The 16002-nt window shown below is 74.9% G+C and carries 17 protein-coding genes; 8 read left to right on the top strand and 9 right to left on the bottom strand.

Going from position 1 to position 16002, the window contains the following annotated elements; all coding sequences use genetic code 11:
• Window positions 1-53 precede the first annotated feature (53 nt).
• The 3 genes from ACWDCZ_RS13960 to ACWDCZ_RS13950 are packed head-to-tail and all read right to left on the bottom strand — an operon-like array spanning window position 54 to window position 1643.
• Window positions 54-512: a DUF6113 family protein gene (locus ACWDCZ_RS13960; RefSeq protein ID WP_220450057.1), complete on the bottom strand. Its 459-nt coding sequence runs from the start codon at window positions 510-512 to the stop codon at window positions 54-56.
• Window positions 509-1417 carry an N-acetyl-1-D-myo-inositol-2-amino-2-deoxy-alpha-D-glucopyranoside deacetylase gene (gene mshB, locus ACWDCZ_RS13955; protein WP_449812132.1) on the bottom strand — a complete coding sequence of 303 codons (909 nt, stop codon included), beginning with the start codon at window positions 1415-1417 and terminating at the stop codon, window positions 509-511. Before mshB ends, ACWDCZ_RS13960 begins: the two co-directional genes overlap by 4 nt.
• Before the next feature lie 31 nt (window positions 1418-1448).
• Entirely contained in the window at window positions 1449-1643 is a 195-nt protein-coding gene (locus ACWDCZ_RS13950) for a DUF2304 family protein (protein WP_049658010.1), read from the bottom strand.
• 313 nt (window positions 1644-1956) lie between these two features.
• On the opposite strand from ACWDCZ_RS13950, the gene ACWDCZ_RS13945 reads away from it, so the two are divergent.
• The 4 genes from ACWDCZ_RS13945 to ACWDCZ_RS13930 all read left to right on the top strand — a co-directional run bounded on the left by ACWDCZ_RS13945 (window position 1957) and on the right by ACWDCZ_RS13930 (window position 7285).
• Window positions 1957-4110 (top strand): S9 family peptidase, encoded by a 2154-nt coding sequence (locus ACWDCZ_RS13945; RefSeq protein ID WP_387821805.1) that lies wholly within the window; start codon window positions 1957-1959, stop codon window positions 4108-4110.
• 195 nt (window positions 4111-4305) lie between these two features.
• A complete protein-coding gene (locus ACWDCZ_RS13940) occupies window positions 4306-5295 on the top strand; it encodes an ABC transporter ATP-binding protein (RefSeq protein WP_449816039.1) in 990 nt (329 codons plus the stop codon).
• Window positions 5292-6014, top strand: a complete 723-nt coding sequence (locus ACWDCZ_RS13935; protein ID WP_049658004.1) for an ABC transporter permease — start codon at window positions 5292-5294, stop codon at window positions 6012-6014. The genes ACWDCZ_RS13940 and ACWDCZ_RS13935 overlap by 4 nt, the downstream gene beginning before the upstream one ends.
• 8 nt (window positions 6015-6022) lie before the next feature.
• Window positions 6023-7285, top strand: coding sequence for a sensor histidine kinase (locus ACWDCZ_RS13930; protein ID WP_449816038.1), 1263 nt, complete (start codon window positions 6023-6025; stop codon window positions 7283-7285).
• A gap of 17 nt (window positions 7286-7302) precedes the next feature.
• Here the strand turns inward: ACWDCZ_RS13930 and ACWDCZ_RS13925 are convergent, their stop codons facing one another.
• The gene (locus ACWDCZ_RS13925) at window positions 7303-8721 is read right to left on the bottom strand and encodes a sensor histidine kinase (RefSeq protein ID WP_449816037.1); all 1419 of its coding nucleotides are present in this window, start codon (window positions 8719-8721) and stop codon (window positions 7303-7305) included.
• 3 nt (window positions 8722-8724) lie between these two features.
• Complete coding sequence (locus ACWDCZ_RS13920) at window positions 8725-9390, bottom strand: response regulator transcription factor (protein WP_049657347.1); 666 nt, start codon at window positions 9388-9390, stop codon at window positions 8725-8727.
• 143 nt (window positions 9391-9533) lie between these two features.
• Here ACWDCZ_RS13920 and murJ point away from each other — a divergent pair, with 143 nt between their 5' ends.
• From murJ to ACWDCZ_RS13905, 3 genes are read left to right on the top strand one after another with little or no spacing between them, the layout of a single operon-like run.
• Window positions 9534-11138, top strand: coding sequence for a murein biosynthesis integral membrane protein MurJ (murJ, locus tag ACWDCZ_RS13915; RefSeq protein WP_375874144.1), 1605 nt, complete (start codon window positions 9534-9536; stop codon window positions 11136-11138).
• Window positions 11135-11455 carry a hypothetical protein gene (locus ACWDCZ_RS13910; protein WP_049657348.1) on the top strand — a complete coding sequence of 107 codons (321 nt, stop codon included), beginning with the start codon at window positions 11135-11137 and terminating at the stop codon, window positions 11453-11455. Before murJ ends, ACWDCZ_RS13910 begins: the two co-directional genes overlap by 4 nt.
• Window positions 11456-11469: 14 nt before the next feature.
• The gene (locus tag ACWDCZ_RS13905) at window positions 11470-11823 is read left to right on the top strand and encodes a hypothetical protein (RefSeq protein ID WP_117489428.1); all 354 of its coding nucleotides are present in this window, start codon (window positions 11470-11472) and stop codon (window positions 11821-11823) included.
• A 41-nt stretch (window positions 11824-11864) separates the two neighbouring features.
• On the opposite strand, the gene ACWDCZ_RS13900 is transcribed toward ACWDCZ_RS13905, so the two are convergent.
• Both ACWDCZ_RS13900 and ACWDCZ_RS13895 read right to left on the bottom strand, forming a co-directional pair.
• Entirely contained in the window at window positions 11865-12356 is a 492-nt protein-coding gene (locus tag ACWDCZ_RS13900; protein ID WP_375874143.1) for a GNAT family N-acetyltransferase, read from the bottom strand.
• Window positions 12353-13294, bottom strand: a complete 942-nt coding sequence (locus ACWDCZ_RS13895) for a MerR family transcriptional regulator (protein WP_449816036.1) — start codon at window positions 13292-13294, stop codon at window positions 12353-12355. The genes ACWDCZ_RS13900 and ACWDCZ_RS13895 overlap by 4 nt, the downstream gene beginning before the upstream one ends.
• A 64-nt stretch (window positions 13295-13358) precedes the next feature.
• Between ACWDCZ_RS13895 and ACWDCZ_RS13890 the strand changes: the two genes are divergently transcribed.
• Complete coding sequence (locus tag ACWDCZ_RS13890; protein ID WP_380741170.1) at window positions 13359-13988, top strand: response regulator; 630 nt, start codon at window positions 13359-13361, stop codon at window positions 13986-13988.
• A 6-nt stretch (window positions 13989-13994) separates the two neighbouring features.
• On the opposite strand, the gene ACWDCZ_RS13885 is transcribed toward ACWDCZ_RS13890, so the two are convergent.
• Window positions 13995-14867, bottom strand: coding sequence for a transglutaminase family protein (locus ACWDCZ_RS13885; RefSeq protein WP_074001369.1), 873 nt, complete (start codon window positions 14865-14867; stop codon window positions 13995-13997).
• 97 nt (window positions 14868-14964) lie between these two features.
• Window positions 14965-15978: a GNAT family N-acetyltransferase gene (locus ACWDCZ_RS13880; RefSeq protein ID WP_449816035.1), complete on the bottom strand. Its 1014-nt coding sequence runs from the start codon at window positions 15976-15978 to the stop codon at window positions 14965-14967.
• Window positions 15979-16002: the final 24 nt, after the last annotated feature.

Here is a 16002-nt window from a genome sequence, read left to right as displayed (position 1 = left end):
TACGCTCCTGACTGCGCGTCGTACGCGGTACGGTACGCCGTTCACGACCGGGGTCAGCGCGGGGGGCCGGGCACCCCGGGGAACCAGCTGGTGCGGGTGGGCAGGGTGGCGCAGATCACGCCCAGCACCGAGCCGGCGAACAGCCAGGCCAGCGAGGTGGCGTTGGACCACAGCACGTTGTCGCCCTCGGGCCGGGGCACCATCAGCAGCAGCATCGCCAGGAACCAGCCGGCCGCGGGCGCGCCCGCGCCGAGCCGGGTGCCGGTGACCCGCAGGCCGGCGTAGAAGGTGGCCGCGGTCGCGGCGAGCGCCAACAGGACCCCCACCGGCGGCCACAGGGCCTGCACAAAGGATCCGCAGACCGACACCGCGACGCCCAGCAGGAAGAACAGGGCGTAGGCGGCGATCCGGGCGGCGCGCGGGGGCTGGGGCTCGGCCAGCCGCTCCTCGCGGGTGCCGAGCACGGCGGCGGCGAGCGGGCGGCGGGTCGGCCGGGCGGCGGGCTTGCTCATCGGGTGCCCTCCTCGGCGGGCGCGGCGTCGGGCGCGAGGCCGGCGAACAGGTCGTCCTCCGGCTCGCCCGGCCCGGCCTGGCCGCGCACCAACTGGTAGTACTCGGTGGTGAACAGCGGCTGGGCCAGGTCGTTGGAGAGCGCGAAGAAGGCGCCGTCCACGGTGATCTGGGTGGCGTGGGCGGTCATCGCGGCGGTCTTGCGCCCCGCCTGCGCGGCGCCGTCCAGCACGGTGGTGACCACCCCGTCGTCGACCACGCCGGGGACGTCGGCGGGCTGCGCGACACCCGGGAAGGACGCCTTGGCGGCGGCCTCGGCGAGCCCGGCCTCGATCACCGAGCAGGGCATCCGGTTCCAGTACACCTTGGCGATCCGCCAGGCCGGGCCCAGCTCCGGCCGGTGCGCCGGGTCGGCGGCCAGCTCGTACGCGCGCATCGCGACCCGGTGCGCCTGGATGTGGTCCGGGTGCCCGTAGCCGCCGTCCGGGTCGTACGTGACCAGCACCTGCGGGCGCACCTCGCGGACCACCGCGACCAGGTGGCCGGCCGCCTCGTCGACGTCCGCCTGCCAGAAGCAGCCGGGCACGTCGTTCTCGGGCACGCCCATCATCCCGGAGTCGCGGTAGCGCCCCGGGCCGCCGAGGAAGCGGAAGTCGGACACGCCGAGGGCGCTCATCGCCTCGGTCAGCTCGCCGATCCGGTACGCGCCGAGGGTGTCGTCCCGATCGGCCGTCAGGTGGGCCAGCTCCGGGGGGATCACCTCGCCGCCCTCGCCGAGGGTGCAGGTCACCAGCGTGACCCGGGCGCCCTCGGCGGCGTACCGGGCCATGGTGGCGCCGTTGCCGATCGACTCGTCGTCGGGGTGCGCGTGGACCAGGAGGAGGCGGCGGCCGGTAGTCGCGGTCATGGGGTGAAGCCTAACGACCGCCGTGGCGCGGTCAGAGCCTCAGGCCGTTGATCATTCCGGCGAGGTTGCTGGTGACCTGGCTGATCGACGGGGCGATCGAGCTGGAGGCCAGGTAGAAGCCGAGCAGCGCGCAGACGATCGCGTGCGCCAGCTTCAGGCCGGACCGGCGGATCAGGATCACCACGATGACCAGCATCAGCACGGCGGCGGAGATGTTCATGGCCATGTCGGCTCACACCCCTTCTCGGGCACGCCGCCTCCGGGGAGGCGGCGAGGGACGGTGCGGGACTGGGGGCTGCGGGCGACCGCGGTCCGGGACGGGGCCGGACGGCCGCTCGCGCGACAAGTCATACCCGATGGGTAAGGGTGGCATTACCCTCGGTGAGGCCACGCGCGCCGGGGCATCGTGGCATCCGAGGGGCGCATGGGCCGGTCGGAGGCGGTTTGGACCCCTTTGGGGCGTACTTGCCGACGATGCTCCGAACGAGTGATCAGTGCACGCCCGGGGGTGGTGGTCCGGCGTCATAAGGTCTGGTGCCATGACCTCCCACACCCCTGCCGACACCTTCCCACGGCAGTACGCGCGGACCCTGCGCTACACCGTCGGCGCGCCCCGCTCCTTCTCCGTCGCGCCCGACGGCTCGCGGGTCGTCTTCCTCCGCTCCGGCTCGGGCCGCGACCGGGCCAACCTGCTCTGGACCCTCGACACCGCCACCGGCGAGGAGCGGGTCGCCGCCGACCCGGCCGCGCTGCTCGGCGGCGGCGGGGAGGACCTGTCGCCGGCCGAGAAGGCCCGCCGCGAGCGCAGCCGCGAGGGCTCGGCCGGCATCGTCGGCTACGCCCTGGACGCGGCCGGCGCGCTGGCCGCCTTCGCCCTCTCCGGCCGGCTGTTCACCGCCGACCTCGGCACCGGTGCCACCGCCGAACTGCCCGCCGAGGGCCCGCTGTTGGATCCGCGCCCGTCGCCTGACGGCGCCCACGTCGCGTACGCCAACGCCGCCGGCGAGCTGCGGCTGACCCGCACCGACGGCGGCGGCGACCGGGTGCTCGCCGAGCCGGACGGCCCGAACGTCACCTGGGGCCAGGCCGAGTTCATCGCCCAGGAGGAGATGGACCGCGACCGCGGCTTCTGGTGGTCCCCGGACAGCGACCGGCTGCTGGTCGAGCGCGCCGACGACAGCCCGGTGCGCCGCTGGTGGATCGCCGACCCGGCGAACCCGGACCGCGAGCCCGCCGAGGTCGCCTACCCGGCGGCCGGCGGCGCCAACGCGGAGGTCGGGCTCTGGCTGCTCGACCTGTACGGCGGGCGCACCGAGGTGGTCTGGGACCGCGAGGCCTACCCGTACCTGGGCCGGGTGCACTGGTCGAAGGGCGGCGTGCCGCTGCTCCTGGTCCAGACCCGCGACCAGCGCGGCCAGCGGATCCTCGGCCTGGACACGGCCACCGGCGCCACCGAGGTGCTGCACGAGGAGAAGGACGGCGCCTGGCTGGAGCTGTTCCAGGGCGCACCGGCCTGGACCCCGGACGGCAAGCTGGTCCGGATCTCCGACGAGGGGGGAGTGCGGGCGCTGGTGATCGGCGACCGCGCCGTGACCGGGGCCGACCTGCACGTCCGCTCGGTCGTCGCGGTCACCGAGCGGGAGGTGTTCTTCAGCGCCGCCGGCGGCGCCGAGGAGACCGACCCCGAGCCGGGCTGGATCGGCGTCGGCCGGATCAGCCACGACGGCACGCGGCTGGGCTGGGAGTCCGCCAACGGCCGGCCGTTCACCTCCGTCACCAGCGCGGTGCACGGCGGCGGGATCACCGTCCGGGCCACCGCCGAGCCCGACCTGCCCGGCACCCTGGTCACCGTCGCCCGGGACCTGCCGGAGGGCCTGGCGGTCGACGACGTCGCCACCATCGCCTCGTACGCCGAGACCCCGGCCATCACCGCCCGCCCGGTCTTCCGCTTCGCCGGCGAGCGCCGCATCCCGTCCGCCGTCTTCCTGCCCACCGGCTACGACCGCGAGCGGGACGGCCTGCTGCCCGTCCTGATGGACCCGTACGGCGGCCCGCACGGCCAGCGCGTCCTCCAGGCGCACAACCCGCACCTCAACTCGCAGTGGTTCGCCGACCAGGGCTTCGCGGTGGTGGTCGCCGACGGGCGCGGCACCCCCGGGCGCGGGCCGGCCTGGGAGAAGTCGATCGCCTTCGACTTCGCCGGGGCCACCCTGGACGACCAGGTGGAGGCGCTGCGGGCGCTCGCCGAGGAGTTCCCGCTGGACCTCGACCGGGTCGCCGTCCGCGGCTGGTCGTACGGCGGCTACCTCTCCGCGCTCGCCGTGCTGCGCCGCCCGGACGTCTTCCACGCGGCGGTGGCCGGGGCGCCGGTCACCGACTGGGAGCTGTACGACACCCACTACACCGAGCGCTACCTGGGCGACCCGGCCGAGCGGCCCGAGGTGTACGCCGCCAACTCGCTGAGCGGGTACGCGGCCGGGCTGGAGCGCCCGCTGATGATCATCCACGGGCTGGCGGACGACAACGTGGTGGCCGCGCACACCCTGCGGCTGTCCTCGGCGCTGCTCGCCGCCGGGCGTCCGCACACCGTGCTGCCGCTGTCCGGCGTCACCCACATGACCCCGCAGGAGGAGGTCGCGGAGAACCTGCTGCTGCTCCAGGTCGACTTCGTGAAGCGCTCGCTGGGCGTGTGACACCCGTCTGACCAGCGCTTTCGGCGGCCGGTGCCCCTGACGGGGGTACCGGCCGCCGGCATGACATCCGTCATGCCGAAGGCACGACGGCGGACACTGCCGCCGCCACCCGCCCGCGCGGGACTCTGAGGTGGTGCGAACAGCACCGGTCGTGACACCACGAGCGTGACACCGTCAGGGAAGAGGAGCCGGGCAATGGTTACCGAGGTGGCCGCCTTCCGCGGCGTGGGCAAGAGCTACGGGCGGGTGCGCGCCGTGGACGGACTGGACCTCGTGCTCCGACCGGGCGAGACCGTCGCCCTGCTCGGGCCGAACGGCGCCGGGAAGTCCACCAGCCTGGACCTGCTGCTCGGCCTGCGCGAGCCCGACCGGGGCAGCGTGACCCTGTTCGGCGGCGCCCCGCGGGCCGCGATCGAGGACGGCCGGGTCGGCGCGATGCTGCAGAGCGGCGGGCTGATGTCCGACGTCAAGGTGCGCGAGCTGGTGCAGCTCGCCTGCGACGTGCACCCGCGCGGCCGGTCGGTCACGGAGGTGCTGACCGACGCCGGGATCACCGAGTTCGCGGAGCGCCGGGTCGACAAGCTGTCCGGCGGCCAGGAGCAGCGGGTCCGCTTCGCCCTGGCCATCGCGGGCGACAACGACCTGATCGTGCTCGACGAGCCCACCACCGGCATGGACGTCAGCGTGCGGCAGTCGTTCTGGGCGAGCATGCGCGCCCAGGCCGACGCCGGGCGCACGGTGCTGTTCGCCACCCACTACCTGGAGGAGGCCGACTCGATCGCCGACCGCGTCCTGGTACTGCACCGCGGCCGGCTGATCGCCGACGGCAGCTCGGCGGAGATCAAGGCACGGGCCGGCGCCCGCCGGATCGCCTTCGAACTCCACGACGCGGACGGCGGGTTCGAGGAGTCCGTGCTGCGCACCCTGCCCGGCGTGCAGTCGCTGGACGTCACCGCGAGGGTCCCGGGGGTGCGGACGGTGCGGATCCGGACCGCGGACGCCGACGCCACCGCGGCCGGGATCTACCGGGCGGGGCTGTACCCGCGCGGGCTGGAGGTGGCCGGCGTGGGCCTGGAGCAGGCCTTCCTGACCATCACCGGCGAACTGGACCGCCAGGACGGCGCCCGGAGCACCGACGAGCAGAGCACCGACGAGCGGAGCGCCGACAAGGAGAGCGTGCGATGACCACCCTGATCAAGCTGGAGATCCTGCGGACCCTGCGCAACCGGCGCTACCTGCTCTTCACCATCGCCTACCCGGCGCTGATGTACTTCTTCTTCATCAACGCCTACGGCTCCACCCAGCTGGCCGGCGGCCTGCCGGTGAAGACCTACTTCATGGTCTCGATGGCCACCTTCGGCGCCGTCGGCGCGGTGCTGACCGGCAGCGCGCAGCGGATCTCGCTGGAGCGCAAGAGCGGCTGGGTGCGCCAGCTGCGGCTGACCGCGCTGCCCGGCCGGGCGTACACCGTCGGCAAGATCGCGGCGACCGCGGTCACCACGCTGCCGGCGATCCTGGTGGTCTTCGCGGTCGGCGCGAGCCAGGGGGTCTCGCTGACCGTGCCGCAGTGGGCCGGACTGACGGCCGCGCTCTGGCTGGGCAGCTTCGTCTTCGCCGCGCTCGGGGTGGCGCTCGGGTACGCGGCCGCGCCGGACGCGGTGCAGCCGATCGTGATGATCACCTACATGGCGATGGCCCTGCTCGGCGGCACCTGGTTCCCGGTGAGCGGCTCGCTGGAGAAGTTCGCCCGGTTCAACCCGGTGTACCTGTACAACCAACTGGCCGGCTTCACCCGGCCCGGGCACTCCCTGGACACCGTCGCGGTCGCCGGGCTGGCCGGCTTCCTCGTGGTGTTCGCCGCCGCCGCGGCGGCGCTGTACCGCCGCGACACCCGCCAGGCATGATGACCGGCATGAGTGACGCGCGCCGGACCCACCGCACCGACGAACCGCCGGAGGCGGGAGCGGCGCGCGCCTCCTTCATGAACGTGCCCGGCTCCCCAGTGGAGACCAGGCGGCAGCTGCTGGTCAAGGTCGCCTGGATGCTGCTGTGGATGCTCTACCTGGCCTACCCGGCCGGCGACCTGCTGAGCGGCGCCCACACCACGGCCGGGACGGTGCTCGGCTGGTGCTGCCTGGCCGGGTTCGTGGGCGCCTACGTGCTGCTGGTGATCTTCCGCTCGCAGGCCGGGATGCGGCCGCGGGCCTGCCTGGCGATCGTCACGACGATGGTCGCGCTGGCCGTCGCCACCTCGGTCGTCCTCGGCTCCGCCTTCCTGACGCTGTTCATCTACGCCTCGGTGTGCGTCGCCATCATCACGTCGGCCCGGTACGCGCTGCGGGTGCTGATCGCCATGGCCGTGCTCACCGCCGTGGTCGGGGCGGCGATCGGGGCGGGCAACGACAACATCACCACCTTCGCGCTCAGCGCCTTCCTCTCCGGTGTCGCGATGACCGGGCTGCAGCGGCTGGTCGCCACGATGAAGGAGCTGCGCGAGGCCCGGGCCGCGGTCGCGCACCTGGCCGCCTCCGAGGAGCGGCTGCGGATGGCCCGCGACCTGCACGACCTGCTCGGGCACTCGTTGTCGCTGATCACCCTGAAGAGCGAGCTGGCCGGGCGGTTCATGGACGCCGGCAAGGACGAGGCGGCGCGGGCGCAGGTCGCCGACATCGAGCAGGTCGCCCGGCAGTCGCTGATCGACGTCCGGGAGGCGGTGACCGGCTTCCGCCGGCCGACCCTGCCGGTGGAACTGGCCGCCGCCCGTACCGCGCTGGCCGCCGCGCAGGTCCGGCTGGAGGCCGCGCCGGAGCTGGTGGACGCCTGGCCGTCGCTGGCCGAGGAGGAGACGGGCGCGCTGGCCTGGGCGCTGCGCGAGGCCGTGACCAACGTCGTCCGGCACGGCGAGGGCGCCACCGTCTGCACGGTCACGGCGGACGAGAGCTGGGAGGCGAGCGGCGAGCGGTACGCCGTCCTGGAGATCGTCGACAACGGGCGCGGGCCGGGCAAGTCCCAGCCGGGCAACGGGCTGTCCGGGCTGGAGGAGCGGCTGGCGCTGGTCGGCGGGCGGCTGGAGACCGGGCCGGGGGAGCGTGGGCGGGGCTTCCGGCTGCGGGCCTCGGTGCCGCTGCGGACGGCGCCCACTGCGGCGCCGGCGCCCGTGTCGAAGCCTCTTTAGGGCTGCCGCGCAGGCCGTCAGGCCAGGGGGAGCTCCAGGACGAAGCGGGCGCCGCGCGGGGCGTGGGCGACCCGCAGGGTGCCGCCGTGCCGCGTGGCGATGTCCGCGGCGATGGCCAGGCCCAGGCCGCTGCCGCCGGAGTCCCGGCTGCGGGCCTCGTCCAGCCGGGTGAACGGCTCGAAGATCCGCTCGCGGTCCTCCGGCGGCACGCCCGGGCCGTCGTCCCGGACCTCCAGGACGCAGCCGTGCGCGGTCCGCCGCGCGGACAGCACCACCTCGGCGGACGCGTGCCGCCTGGCGTTGTCCAGCAGGTTGCGCACCAGCCGGTGCAGCCGGATGCGGCTGCCGAGCACCGGCACCGCCTCGGGCGCGTCCACCCGCAGGGCGAGCCGGGCGCCGAGGCCGGGGCGGTACTGGTCGGCGAGCTCGCGCAGCACGGCGGACAGGTCGACGGTGGTGAGTCGGCCGGCCGTCGCCGGGTGCGCGCCCCGGGCCAGGAACAGCAGGTCCTCGGTGAGCTGCTGGAGCCGCTCGACCGAGGTGAGCGCCTCCCGGGTGGTGGCCGGCCAGTCGGTGCGGTCGGGGTGCGCCAGCGACACCTCCAGATTGGTGCGCAGCGCGGCGATCGGGCTGCGCAGCTCGTGCGAGGCGTCCGCGACGAAGCGCTGCTGCTGCACGGCCGAGCGCTCCAGCCGGTCCAGGGTGGCGTTGGTGGTCCGGGCCATCCGGGTGAGCTCGTCGCCGGCGGGCGGCACCGGGACGCGGCGGTCCAGCCGGTGCTCGCCGATCTCGGCCAGTTCGGCGCGGATCGCCTCCACCGGGCGCAGCGCCCGGCTGGTCGCCGCCCAGGCCGTCAGCGCGACCAGCAGCGCGGCGGCCGGCACGCCCACCTGCAGCACCGGGTCGATGGTGTGCAGCGAGGCCTCGGCGGCGAACGGGGTGGCCAGCACGTACACGGTGAACGGGCCGACCACCGGCTTGACCGGCTGGCCGTTCTCGTCGTTCTGCCGCAGCAGCGGGCTCCAGCTGCCCAGCGCGGTGAAGGTGCGCCCCGAGTAGCGGTTGGCGGCGGCCTCCCCGGCCGGGCCGATGGCGACCCGCTGGACCGACTGCCAGTCGTCCGGCGCGAGTTTCGGTACGGCGGCGGGCGGGTCCCCGGCCAGGTGCTGGGTGGTCAGCGGGCCGCCCATGGTCAGCACCCGGCCGTCGCTGTCCAGCACGAGGTACGGCAGCCGCCCGTAGTCCGCGAGCTGCTGGCCGTGCTTGTAGCCGCTGCTGATCTCGCGGGCCTGGGCCTGGGCGTCCGCCTCGGCCGCCTCCAGCTGGGCGTCGTACATGTGGCCGCGCAGCCACCAGGCGCCGACGCCGAGCAGCAGCAGCGCGGCCAGGCCGGCCGCCAGCGAGGTGCGCAGCCGGGTGGAGAGCCTGCCGGGCACCGGTCAGGCCTCCAGCCGGTAGCCGACGCCGCGCACGGTGGTGATCGAACGGACGCCGAACGGCGCGTCCACCTTGCGGCGCAGCATGCTGACGTACACCTCGACGATGGACTCCTCGCCGTCGAAGGCGATGTCCCACACCTCGTCGACGATCCGGCGCTTGGACAGCACCTCGCCGGGGTGCTCGGCCAGGCAGCGCAGGACGGCGAACTCCCGCTCGGTGAGGGTGATCTCGGCGCCGCCCCGGCCGCAGCGGCGGCCCGCCGGGTCCAGCCACAGGTCGCCGACCCGCAGCAGCGGGCCCGGCGTCTGGCTGCGGCGGATCAGCGCGCGCAGCCGGGCCAGGAAGACCAGGTAGGAGAACGGCTTGGTGAGGTAGTCATCGGCGCCGGTGTCCAGGCCCTCGGCCTCGTCGTACTCGCCGTCCTTGGCGGTCAGCATCAGGATCGGGGTGGTGACGCCGTCGGCGCGCAGTGCCTCGCACACCTTGTAGCCGTTCAGGCCGGGCAGCATGATGTCGAGCACGATCGCCCGGTAGGCGTGCCGCTGGGCCAGCCGCAGGCCGGTGAGGCCGTCCGGGGCGAGGTCGACGGTGTAGCCCTCGACCTCCAGGCCGCGCCGTACGGCCGCCGCGACCTGGGCGTCGTCCTCCACCACCAGAATCTCCATGCGGATCAGGATGCCACCGGCGCCGGATCCGTTCCTTAAGCCGTCTTCAGCTTTCTCAGCCCCGCTTCAGGGGCGCGGGTGCATGCTCTCGCCGTTTCCGCCGATCAGTTCGAGTCGGTGCCTGACACGGGAGGTGCCGGCGGATGACCGTACTGGAGGGTCCTCCGTTGCCCCGCCCTCCGCTGCCCGGTCCGCCGGGGCCCGCCCGCCACCGGCGGCCGCGCCGCACGCCGCCGCCCAGCCTGGTGATGGCGGCCGGGACGGTGGTCTCCCGGGCCACCGGCTTCGTCCGCTCGGCACTGCTGGTGGCGGTCCTCGGCTCGGGGCTGCTCGCGGACGGGTACAACGTGGCCAACACGGTGCCCAACCTGCTGTTCGTGCTGCTGATCGGCGGCGCCCTGAACACCGCGCTGGTGCCCCACCTGGTGCGCGCCGCCAAGGAGTCGGCGGACGGCGGGGCGGCGCACGTCGACCGGCTGGTGACGGTGCTGGTGGTCACCCTGCTGGTGCTGACGGCGGTGGTGGTGCCGGGCGCGCCGTACCTCGTGCGGGCCTACACCGCTTACGGCGGTGCGCAGTTGGACCGGACGGTGCTGCTGGCGTACCTGTGCCTGCCGCAGGTGTTCTTCTACGGGCTGTTCACGGTGCTCGGCCAACTCCTCAACGCCCGGCAGCGGTTCGCGCCGATGGCCTGGGCGCCGGTGCTCAACAACCTAGTGGTGATCGGGGTGTTCGCCGGGTACCTCGGCCAACGGTCCTTCTCCACGGCCGACGTGACCGTGCTCGGGGCCGGTACGACGGCCGGGGTGGTGGCGCAGAGCCTGGTGCTGCTGCCCTGCCTGCGGGCCGCCGGGGTGCGGCCCCGGCCGCGCTGGGACTGGCGGCAGGCCGGGCTCGGCGAGCCGCTGCGGGCCGCCGGGTGGACGCTGCTGCTGGTGCTCGGCGACCAGGTGGGCTACTGGGTGGTGACCCGGCTGTCGACCTCGGTCGGCGCGCGGGCCGCCGAGGCCGGGCTGCCGGGCGTCGGGTACACCGCGTACAGCAGCGCGTACCTGCTGTGGATCGTGCCGCACGGGGTGGTCACGGTGTCGGTGGTGACGGCGGTCGTCCCCGCGCTCACCGCCGCCGCCGACTCCCCGCGGGCCGTCCGCGCGCTGCTCGCCCGCACCGTCCGCACCATCGCGGTGGTCACCGTCCCGGCGGCCTGCGCGTTCGCGGTCCTCGCGCCGCAGCTGTGCGCGCTCGCCTTCGGACACGGGAGCACCGGCGCCGACGACGTGCGGGCCATCGCCGGGATGCTGACCGCCTTCGCGCCCGGCCTGGTCCTGTACTCCGCCGGCTACGCGCTGACCCGCGTCTTCTACGCGCTCGGCGACAGCCGTACGCCCTTCCTGCTCAACCTGCTGCCGGTCGCCGCCACGGCGCTGGGCGCGGTGCTCTGCCACCGGCTGCTGCCGCTGCGCTGGGCCGTCACCGGGATGGCCGGCTGCTACGGGGCGTCGTTCCTGCTCACCTGCGCGGCCGCCGCCCTGCTGCTGCGCCGGCGGCTCGGGCCGCTGCGGGTCCTGGGAGCCCACGGGAAGCCGCTGCTGGCGGCCCTGCCGGCCGCCGCGGGCGCCTGGTGGGCCACCCGGTACGGCCTCCTGCCGGCCGCCGCCGCCCTCGCCGTCGGCTACCTCCTGCTCGCCCACCTCCTCCGGATCGAAGAACTGTCCGTCCTCACCACACGATTGCGCAGGCGCCCATGACCCTCCTCCCCAGCGACGTCGCCCGGGTCCTCGACTTCCTCCTCCCCGAGGGCCACCCCCTGCGCGCCCAGGTCCCGCACCTGCGCGTCGAGTCCCGCTGCCGGTGCGGCTGCAGCACCGCCCTGTTCGCCGGCGTCCAGGACGGCGCCCGCTCGGAGGTGGTCGCCGAGGCGGCGATCGGCTCCGACGGCGAGATCCTGCTCTTCGCCGAGGACGGCCGGCTCTCCTGGCTGGAGGTCTGCTCCTGGACCGACCCCAAGCTCACCCTCGTCGACGCCGCCCGCTACCTCGGCGGGGAACCCGGGCGGCCGGAGTGAGCGTCGTACCGGGCATGCCCACCGTTCTCATCCTCGGCTTCGACCCGCACACCGTCCCCGGCGTGGACGGCGACGCGGTGCGGGCCCTCCTCGACGCCGAACTCGCCCGCTTCACCGAGCACGGCATCGACGCCGCCGTGACCCTGGTCGCCCCCGACGACACCGCCGAACCCGCCGTCGTGGCGGCCCTCGCCGGGCGCCGCTGGGACGTCGTCGTCATCGGCGGCGGCATCCGCAAGCCCGAACCGGCGCTGCCGTTCTTCGAGGCGGTCGTCAACCTGGTCCGCCGTCACGCCCCGCAGGCGGCCGTCGCCTTCAACACCAGCCCCGCCGACAGCGTCGAGGCCGCCCGCCGCTGGCTGCCGTAGCGGGACGCCGGCCCGGCCTTCAGTCCGCGCCGGGCCCGCGCTCAGCCGAGGTCGCCCAGGGGACGGCGGTAGGCGAGGGCGGGGCGGTCGGCGAGGAGGAACCGGTGGCTGAGCGCGAAGCCGTTGCGGGCGAGGACGGCCTGGGAGGCGGGGTTGTCGACGGTGGTGACGGCGGTCAGGACGGTCAGGCCGTAGGCGGTGGCCGCGAGGCGGCAGGCCTCGGCGACGGCGGCCTTCGCGACGCCGCGGCCGGCGGCCGACTCGGCGATCCGGTAGCCGAGTTCGGCGCTGCCGTCGGCGAGGTCGACGAGGTTGGCGCGGCCGACCAGCCCGCCGGCCGCGTCGAGCACCACGTGGAACCGGCAGGTGCCCTCGGCCTGTTCGGCGAGGAGGGCGGCGTGGCGGTCCGCGAAGCCGGTGAAGTAGGCGTCGCCGCGGTCCGGGATGCTGCGGGCGAAGTACGCGCGGTTGGCGCGTTCGAAGGCCAGCAGGGCCTCGGCGTGGTCGGGGCGCAGGGGTTCCAGGGTGATCATTGCGCCAGTCTGGCCCGCAGCGCCCCGGTGAACCACCGGAATACCCCGGTGAGGCTCTCCGGGACGGGCCAGCCGTTGATGACCGCCAGCAGCTGCCAGTAGCGCTCGGCGCGCGGGTCGTCGGCGGTCTCCAGGCGGTCGAGCAGCCAGCGCCGCAACCCGGCGTCGTCGGGGCGGCCGAAGGTCTCGGCGTAGGCGGCGGTGAGGGCGTCGAGGACGGGGTCGGCCGCGGGGGAGGCGGGGTCGGTGCCGGCGGCCAGCGCCGCACCGACCAGGGACCGTACGGTCTCGGTGAGCGCGTGGTGCAGCCCGCCGCGGTCGCCCTCGGCCCGTTCGGCGGCCTGCTGTTCGGCCATCCGCCGGACGGCCGCGCGGAAGTCCGGGTCCTGGACGAGTTCACCGAGTTCGACCCAGGCCTCGACCTGCTCCGTCCGTGGCTCGTCCGGCAGTTCGGGCATGGCGGAGCGCATCATGGCGACGAACTCGGGGTTGGCGTCCAGGCCGCCGAAGGCCTCGTCGACGAAGTCGTGGACCAGGCGCCGGCGTTCGGCGTCGGAGAGTTTGGCGAGCTTGTGCATGAGTCCCATCTCCTCGGGTGTGGAAGCGCGTTGGGCGACGGCGAGCAGCACCGCCCGGCGCAGCCGGAGGGTGCGGATCTGCACCTCCAGCGCCTCGGCGTGTGCGGCGGCCACCTCGTGCAGCGGGGCCTCCCGTTCCAGCACCCGGCGGATCGCGGGCAGGTCGAGCCCGAGTTCGCGCAGGGTGCGGACGAGGTCCAGCCGGGCGAGGGCGTGCACGTCGTACAGCCGGTAGCCGGCGGCGCTGCGCCCGGTGGGCGGGACGAGGCCGGTGTCGGCGTAGAACCGGATGGTCTTGACGGTGAGTCCGGTGCGCCGGGCGAGGTCGCCGATCGGGTAGAGCGTTTCGCTGCCGTCCATGGGGACCACTCTGGACTCTCCCCTTACCGGAGACGCAAGCCCGCGGCCCTCTAAGGTCGTGGCCATGAACGACACTGACAACGGGGCCTCGATCCGCGTGCTGCTCGCCGAGGACCAGGGGATGGTCCGGGAGGCGCTGGCCGCGCTGCTCGGGCTGGAGGGGGACATCGACGTCGTCGCGCAGGTCGGCCGCGGGGACGAGGTGGTGGCGGCGGTGCTCGCGAACGACGTGCAGGTCGCCGTGCTGGACATCGAGATGCCGGGGATGACGGGCATCGAGGCGGCCGCGGAGCTGCGCGACCGGGCGCCCCGGACCAAGGTGGTCATCGCGACGACCTTCGGCCGGCCCGGCTACCTGCGCCGGGCGATGGAGTCGGGCGCGGACGCGTTCCTGGTGAAGGACGCGCCGGCCGCCGAGCTGGCGGAGGCGATCCGCCGGGTGCTGCGCGGCGAGCGGGTGATCGACCCGGTGCTGGCCGCCGCCGCGCTGGCCGAGGGCGCCAACCCGCTGACCCCGCGCGAGCGGGACGTGCTGGGCGCGGCCGCCGACGGCGCGGTGAACGCGGACATCGCCCGGCGGCTGCACCTCTCCGAGGGGACGGTGCGCAACTACCTGTCGATGGCGATCCAGAAGACCGAGGCCCGCAACCGCACCGAGGCGGTCCGGATCGCCCGGGAGAAGGGCTGGCTGTGACGGGAGTCAGTTGAGCCGGTGCCGGGCCGCCCGGGCCTCCTGCCGGACCTTGGCGGCGGTGTCCGGGTCGAAGGCGTCGAGGATCTGCGCGTAGGCGTCCATCTCCGCCGAGCCGCCGAGGAAGTCCCCGGTGCGGACGAGGAGTTCGGCCCGTTCCAGGCGCAGCTGGGCGGGGTGCCGGGGCAGCAGCAGGGCGAGTTCGGTGGCCCAGAGCTGGGTGCGGGCGTGCTCGGGGCGGTCGGCGGCCCAGAGCCGGATGTTGCCGAGCACCCGCAGCACGACCTCCAGCGGCTGGGCCGGGGTGAGCAGGGCGGGGGTGAACTCCGCCCCGGCGGCGGCGACCAGCCGTTCGACGTCCGCCGGGTCGAGCAGCCGCCCGCCGTGGAACGGGTCGGCCAGGACGTAGTCCTCGCCGCCGGCCGGGCCGCCCACCGCGACGATGAAGTGGCCGGGCAGCGCGATGCCGTGGACGGTCAGCCCGGCCCGCCGGCCGACCGCCATCCACACCAGGGAGAGCGTGATCGGCAGCCCGCGCCGGCGCCGCAGCACCTCGGGCAGCAGCGAGGACTCCAGCCGCCGGTAGTCCGACTGCCGCCCGTGGAAGCGCTCCCGCCCGCCGAGCACCGCGGCGAGCAGGGCGGCGGTCTCCTCCGGCCCGGTCGGCGCCCGCTCGGCGACGGCCGTCCGGACCGCCGCCGCGTGCCGCTCGAACGCGGCCTCGCAGGCGGCGAGCAGCGCGTCCACGCCCGGCGGTTCGCCGGGGTCGCCGGGGTCGGGCACCATGCCGTGCTCGGCGGCGGCGAGCAGGCACAGCAGCACCGGGTCGGGCTGCTCGGCGCGGGCGGCGGTCCGGAAGCGGTCTCTGCTCTGCTCGGTCACGGTGACGGCGACGGCTTTCGTACGGCGGACGGACAAGGCGGCGGACGGACGATCGGGCGGGCGATCGGACGAACGGACGGACGGTACGGCCTGGCGGCTACCCCTGGGGGAGGAGCGCGTAGTGGTAAGTGTGACTGGTCGTGAAGCCGAGTCCGTCATAGAGCGCGATCGCCCCCGCGTTCTCCGCCTCGACCTGGAGGTAGCCGCCGCTCGCGCCCTCCTCGGCCGCGCGCGAGGCGAGCACCGCCATGACCGTCGTCGCCAGTCCGGCCCGCCGGGCGTACGGCTGGACCTCGATCGCGCCGAAGCAGGCCCAGGCGCCCTCGATGACGCAGCGTCCGATCGCCGGCGGCGGCTGCCCGGGGGCGCCCGGCACGGTGGCGAACCAGACCGAGGGCCCGCCGTGCAGCACCCGCCGGGCCGCCTCCTCCAGCGTCGGGTCGCCGCTCACCCGCCGGTACACCGACAGCCACCGGTCGTCCGCGGTCCGCGCGAGGCGCACCCTGTCGTGCCCGGCGCCGGCCCGGGCGAGCCCGGCCAGCGGGGCGGTGCGGACCAGGGTGGGCGCGTACCCGGCGCCGAGCCGGTCGAGTTCGGCGACCAGCGCCGGGGGTGAGCCGGGGGAGATCACCTCGACGTACGCGGGCAGTCCGCGCGCCGCGTACCAGGCGCGGACGGCCGCCAGCGCCCGGGGCAGCGGCAGTCCCGGGTCCCCGAGCGCCTGGACGGAGTTGGCCCGCCGGGTGAACCCGGCGGCGGCGCGCAGCGTCCACTCGCCGAGCGGCTCCTGCTCGACGGCCGGCCAGCCGCGGCCCGCGATCCGCTGCAGTTCGACCGGCGCGGTGACCGGCAACGGGACGCGCCGGGCCGGGAACGGCGGCACGGTCTTGCCTGCGACCAGCAGCTTCTCCGGCAAGAACACCGGATCGCCGGTTCGAGGGGCGATCGTCAACCCATGATCGTCCCACGATGTGAGCACGCCGATCGAATCCCGGAACACCGGCCGGTCGTCCACGAACTCCGCGAGGCGGCGGACGGACACGCGTCGTCCCACGTCAGAGCGGTCTATCCGGACTTCCGGACGGTCGCCGACCGGGTCGTGCGTCGCCATCTGGCCACCTCCTGTGCATTTGCG

The organism is Kitasatospora sp. NPDC001225 (genome assembly GCF_053597855.1).
This window is presented reverse-complemented; position numbering and strand designations above follow the sequence as displayed.

What these genes read in the sequence shown, in the direction of transcription:
- ACWDCZ_RS13880 (WP_449816035.1), bottom strand. Translation starts at nt 15,978, where the DNA reads ATGGCGACGCACGACCCGGTCGGCGACCGTCCGGAAGTCCGGATAGAC.
- ACWDCZ_RS13940 (WP_449816039.1), top strand. Translation starts at nt 4,306, where the DNA reads ATGGTTACCGAGGTGGCCGCCTTCCGCGGCGTGGGCAAGAGCTACGGG.
- ACWDCZ_RS13930 (WP_449816038.1), top strand. Translation starts at nt 6,023, where the DNA reads ATGAGTGACGCGCGCCGGACCCACCGCACCGACGAACCGCCGGAGGCG.
- ACWDCZ_RS13895 (WP_449816036.1), bottom strand. Translation starts at nt 13,294, where the DNA reads ATGGACGGCAGCGAAACGCTCTACCCGATCGGCGACCTCGCCCGGCGC.
- murJ (WP_375874144.1), top strand. Translation starts at nt 9,534, where the DNA reads ATGACCGTACTGGAGGGTCCTCCGTTGCCCCGCCCTCCGCTGCCCGGT.
- ACWDCZ_RS13920 (WP_049657347.1), bottom strand. Translation starts at nt 9,390, where the DNA reads ATGGAGATTCTGGTGGTGGAGGACGACGCCCAGGTCGCGGCGGCCGTA.
- ACWDCZ_RS13960 (WP_220450057.1), bottom strand. Translation starts at nt 512, where the DNA reads ATGAGCAAGCCCGCCGCCCGGCCGACCCGCCGCCCGCTCGCCGCCGCC.
- ACWDCZ_RS13910 (WP_049657348.1), top strand. Translation starts at nt 11,135, where the DNA reads ATGACCCTCCTCCCCAGCGACGTCGCCCGGGTCCTCGACTTCCTCCTC.
- mshB (WP_449812132.1), bottom strand. Translation starts at nt 1,417, where the DNA reads ATGACCGCGACTACCGGCCGCCGCCTCCTCCTGGTCCACGCGCACCCC.
- ACWDCZ_RS13900 (WP_375874143.1), bottom strand. Translation starts at nt 12,356, where the DNA reads ATGATCACCCTGGAACCCCTGCGCCCCGACCACGCCGAGGCCCTGCTG.
- ACWDCZ_RS13950 (WP_049658010.1), bottom strand. Translation starts at nt 1,643, where the DNA reads ATGGCCATGAACATCTCCGCCGCCGTGCTGATGCTGGTCATCGTGGTG.
- ACWDCZ_RS13945 (WP_387821805.1), top strand. Translation starts at nt 1,957, where the DNA reads ATGACCTCCCACACCCCTGCCGACACCTTCCCACGGCAGTACGCGCGG.
- ACWDCZ_RS13905 (WP_117489428.1), top strand. Translation starts at nt 11,470, where the DNA reads ATGCCCACCGTTCTCATCCTCGGCTTCGACCCGCACACCGTCCCCGGC.
- ACWDCZ_RS13890 (WP_380741170.1), top strand. Translation starts at nt 13,359, where the DNA reads ATGAACGACACTGACAACGGGGCCTCGATCCGCGTGCTGCTCGCCGAG.
- ACWDCZ_RS13935 (WP_049658004.1), top strand. Translation starts at nt 5,292, where the DNA reads ATGACCACCCTGATCAAGCTGGAGATCCTGCGGACCCTGCGCAACCGG.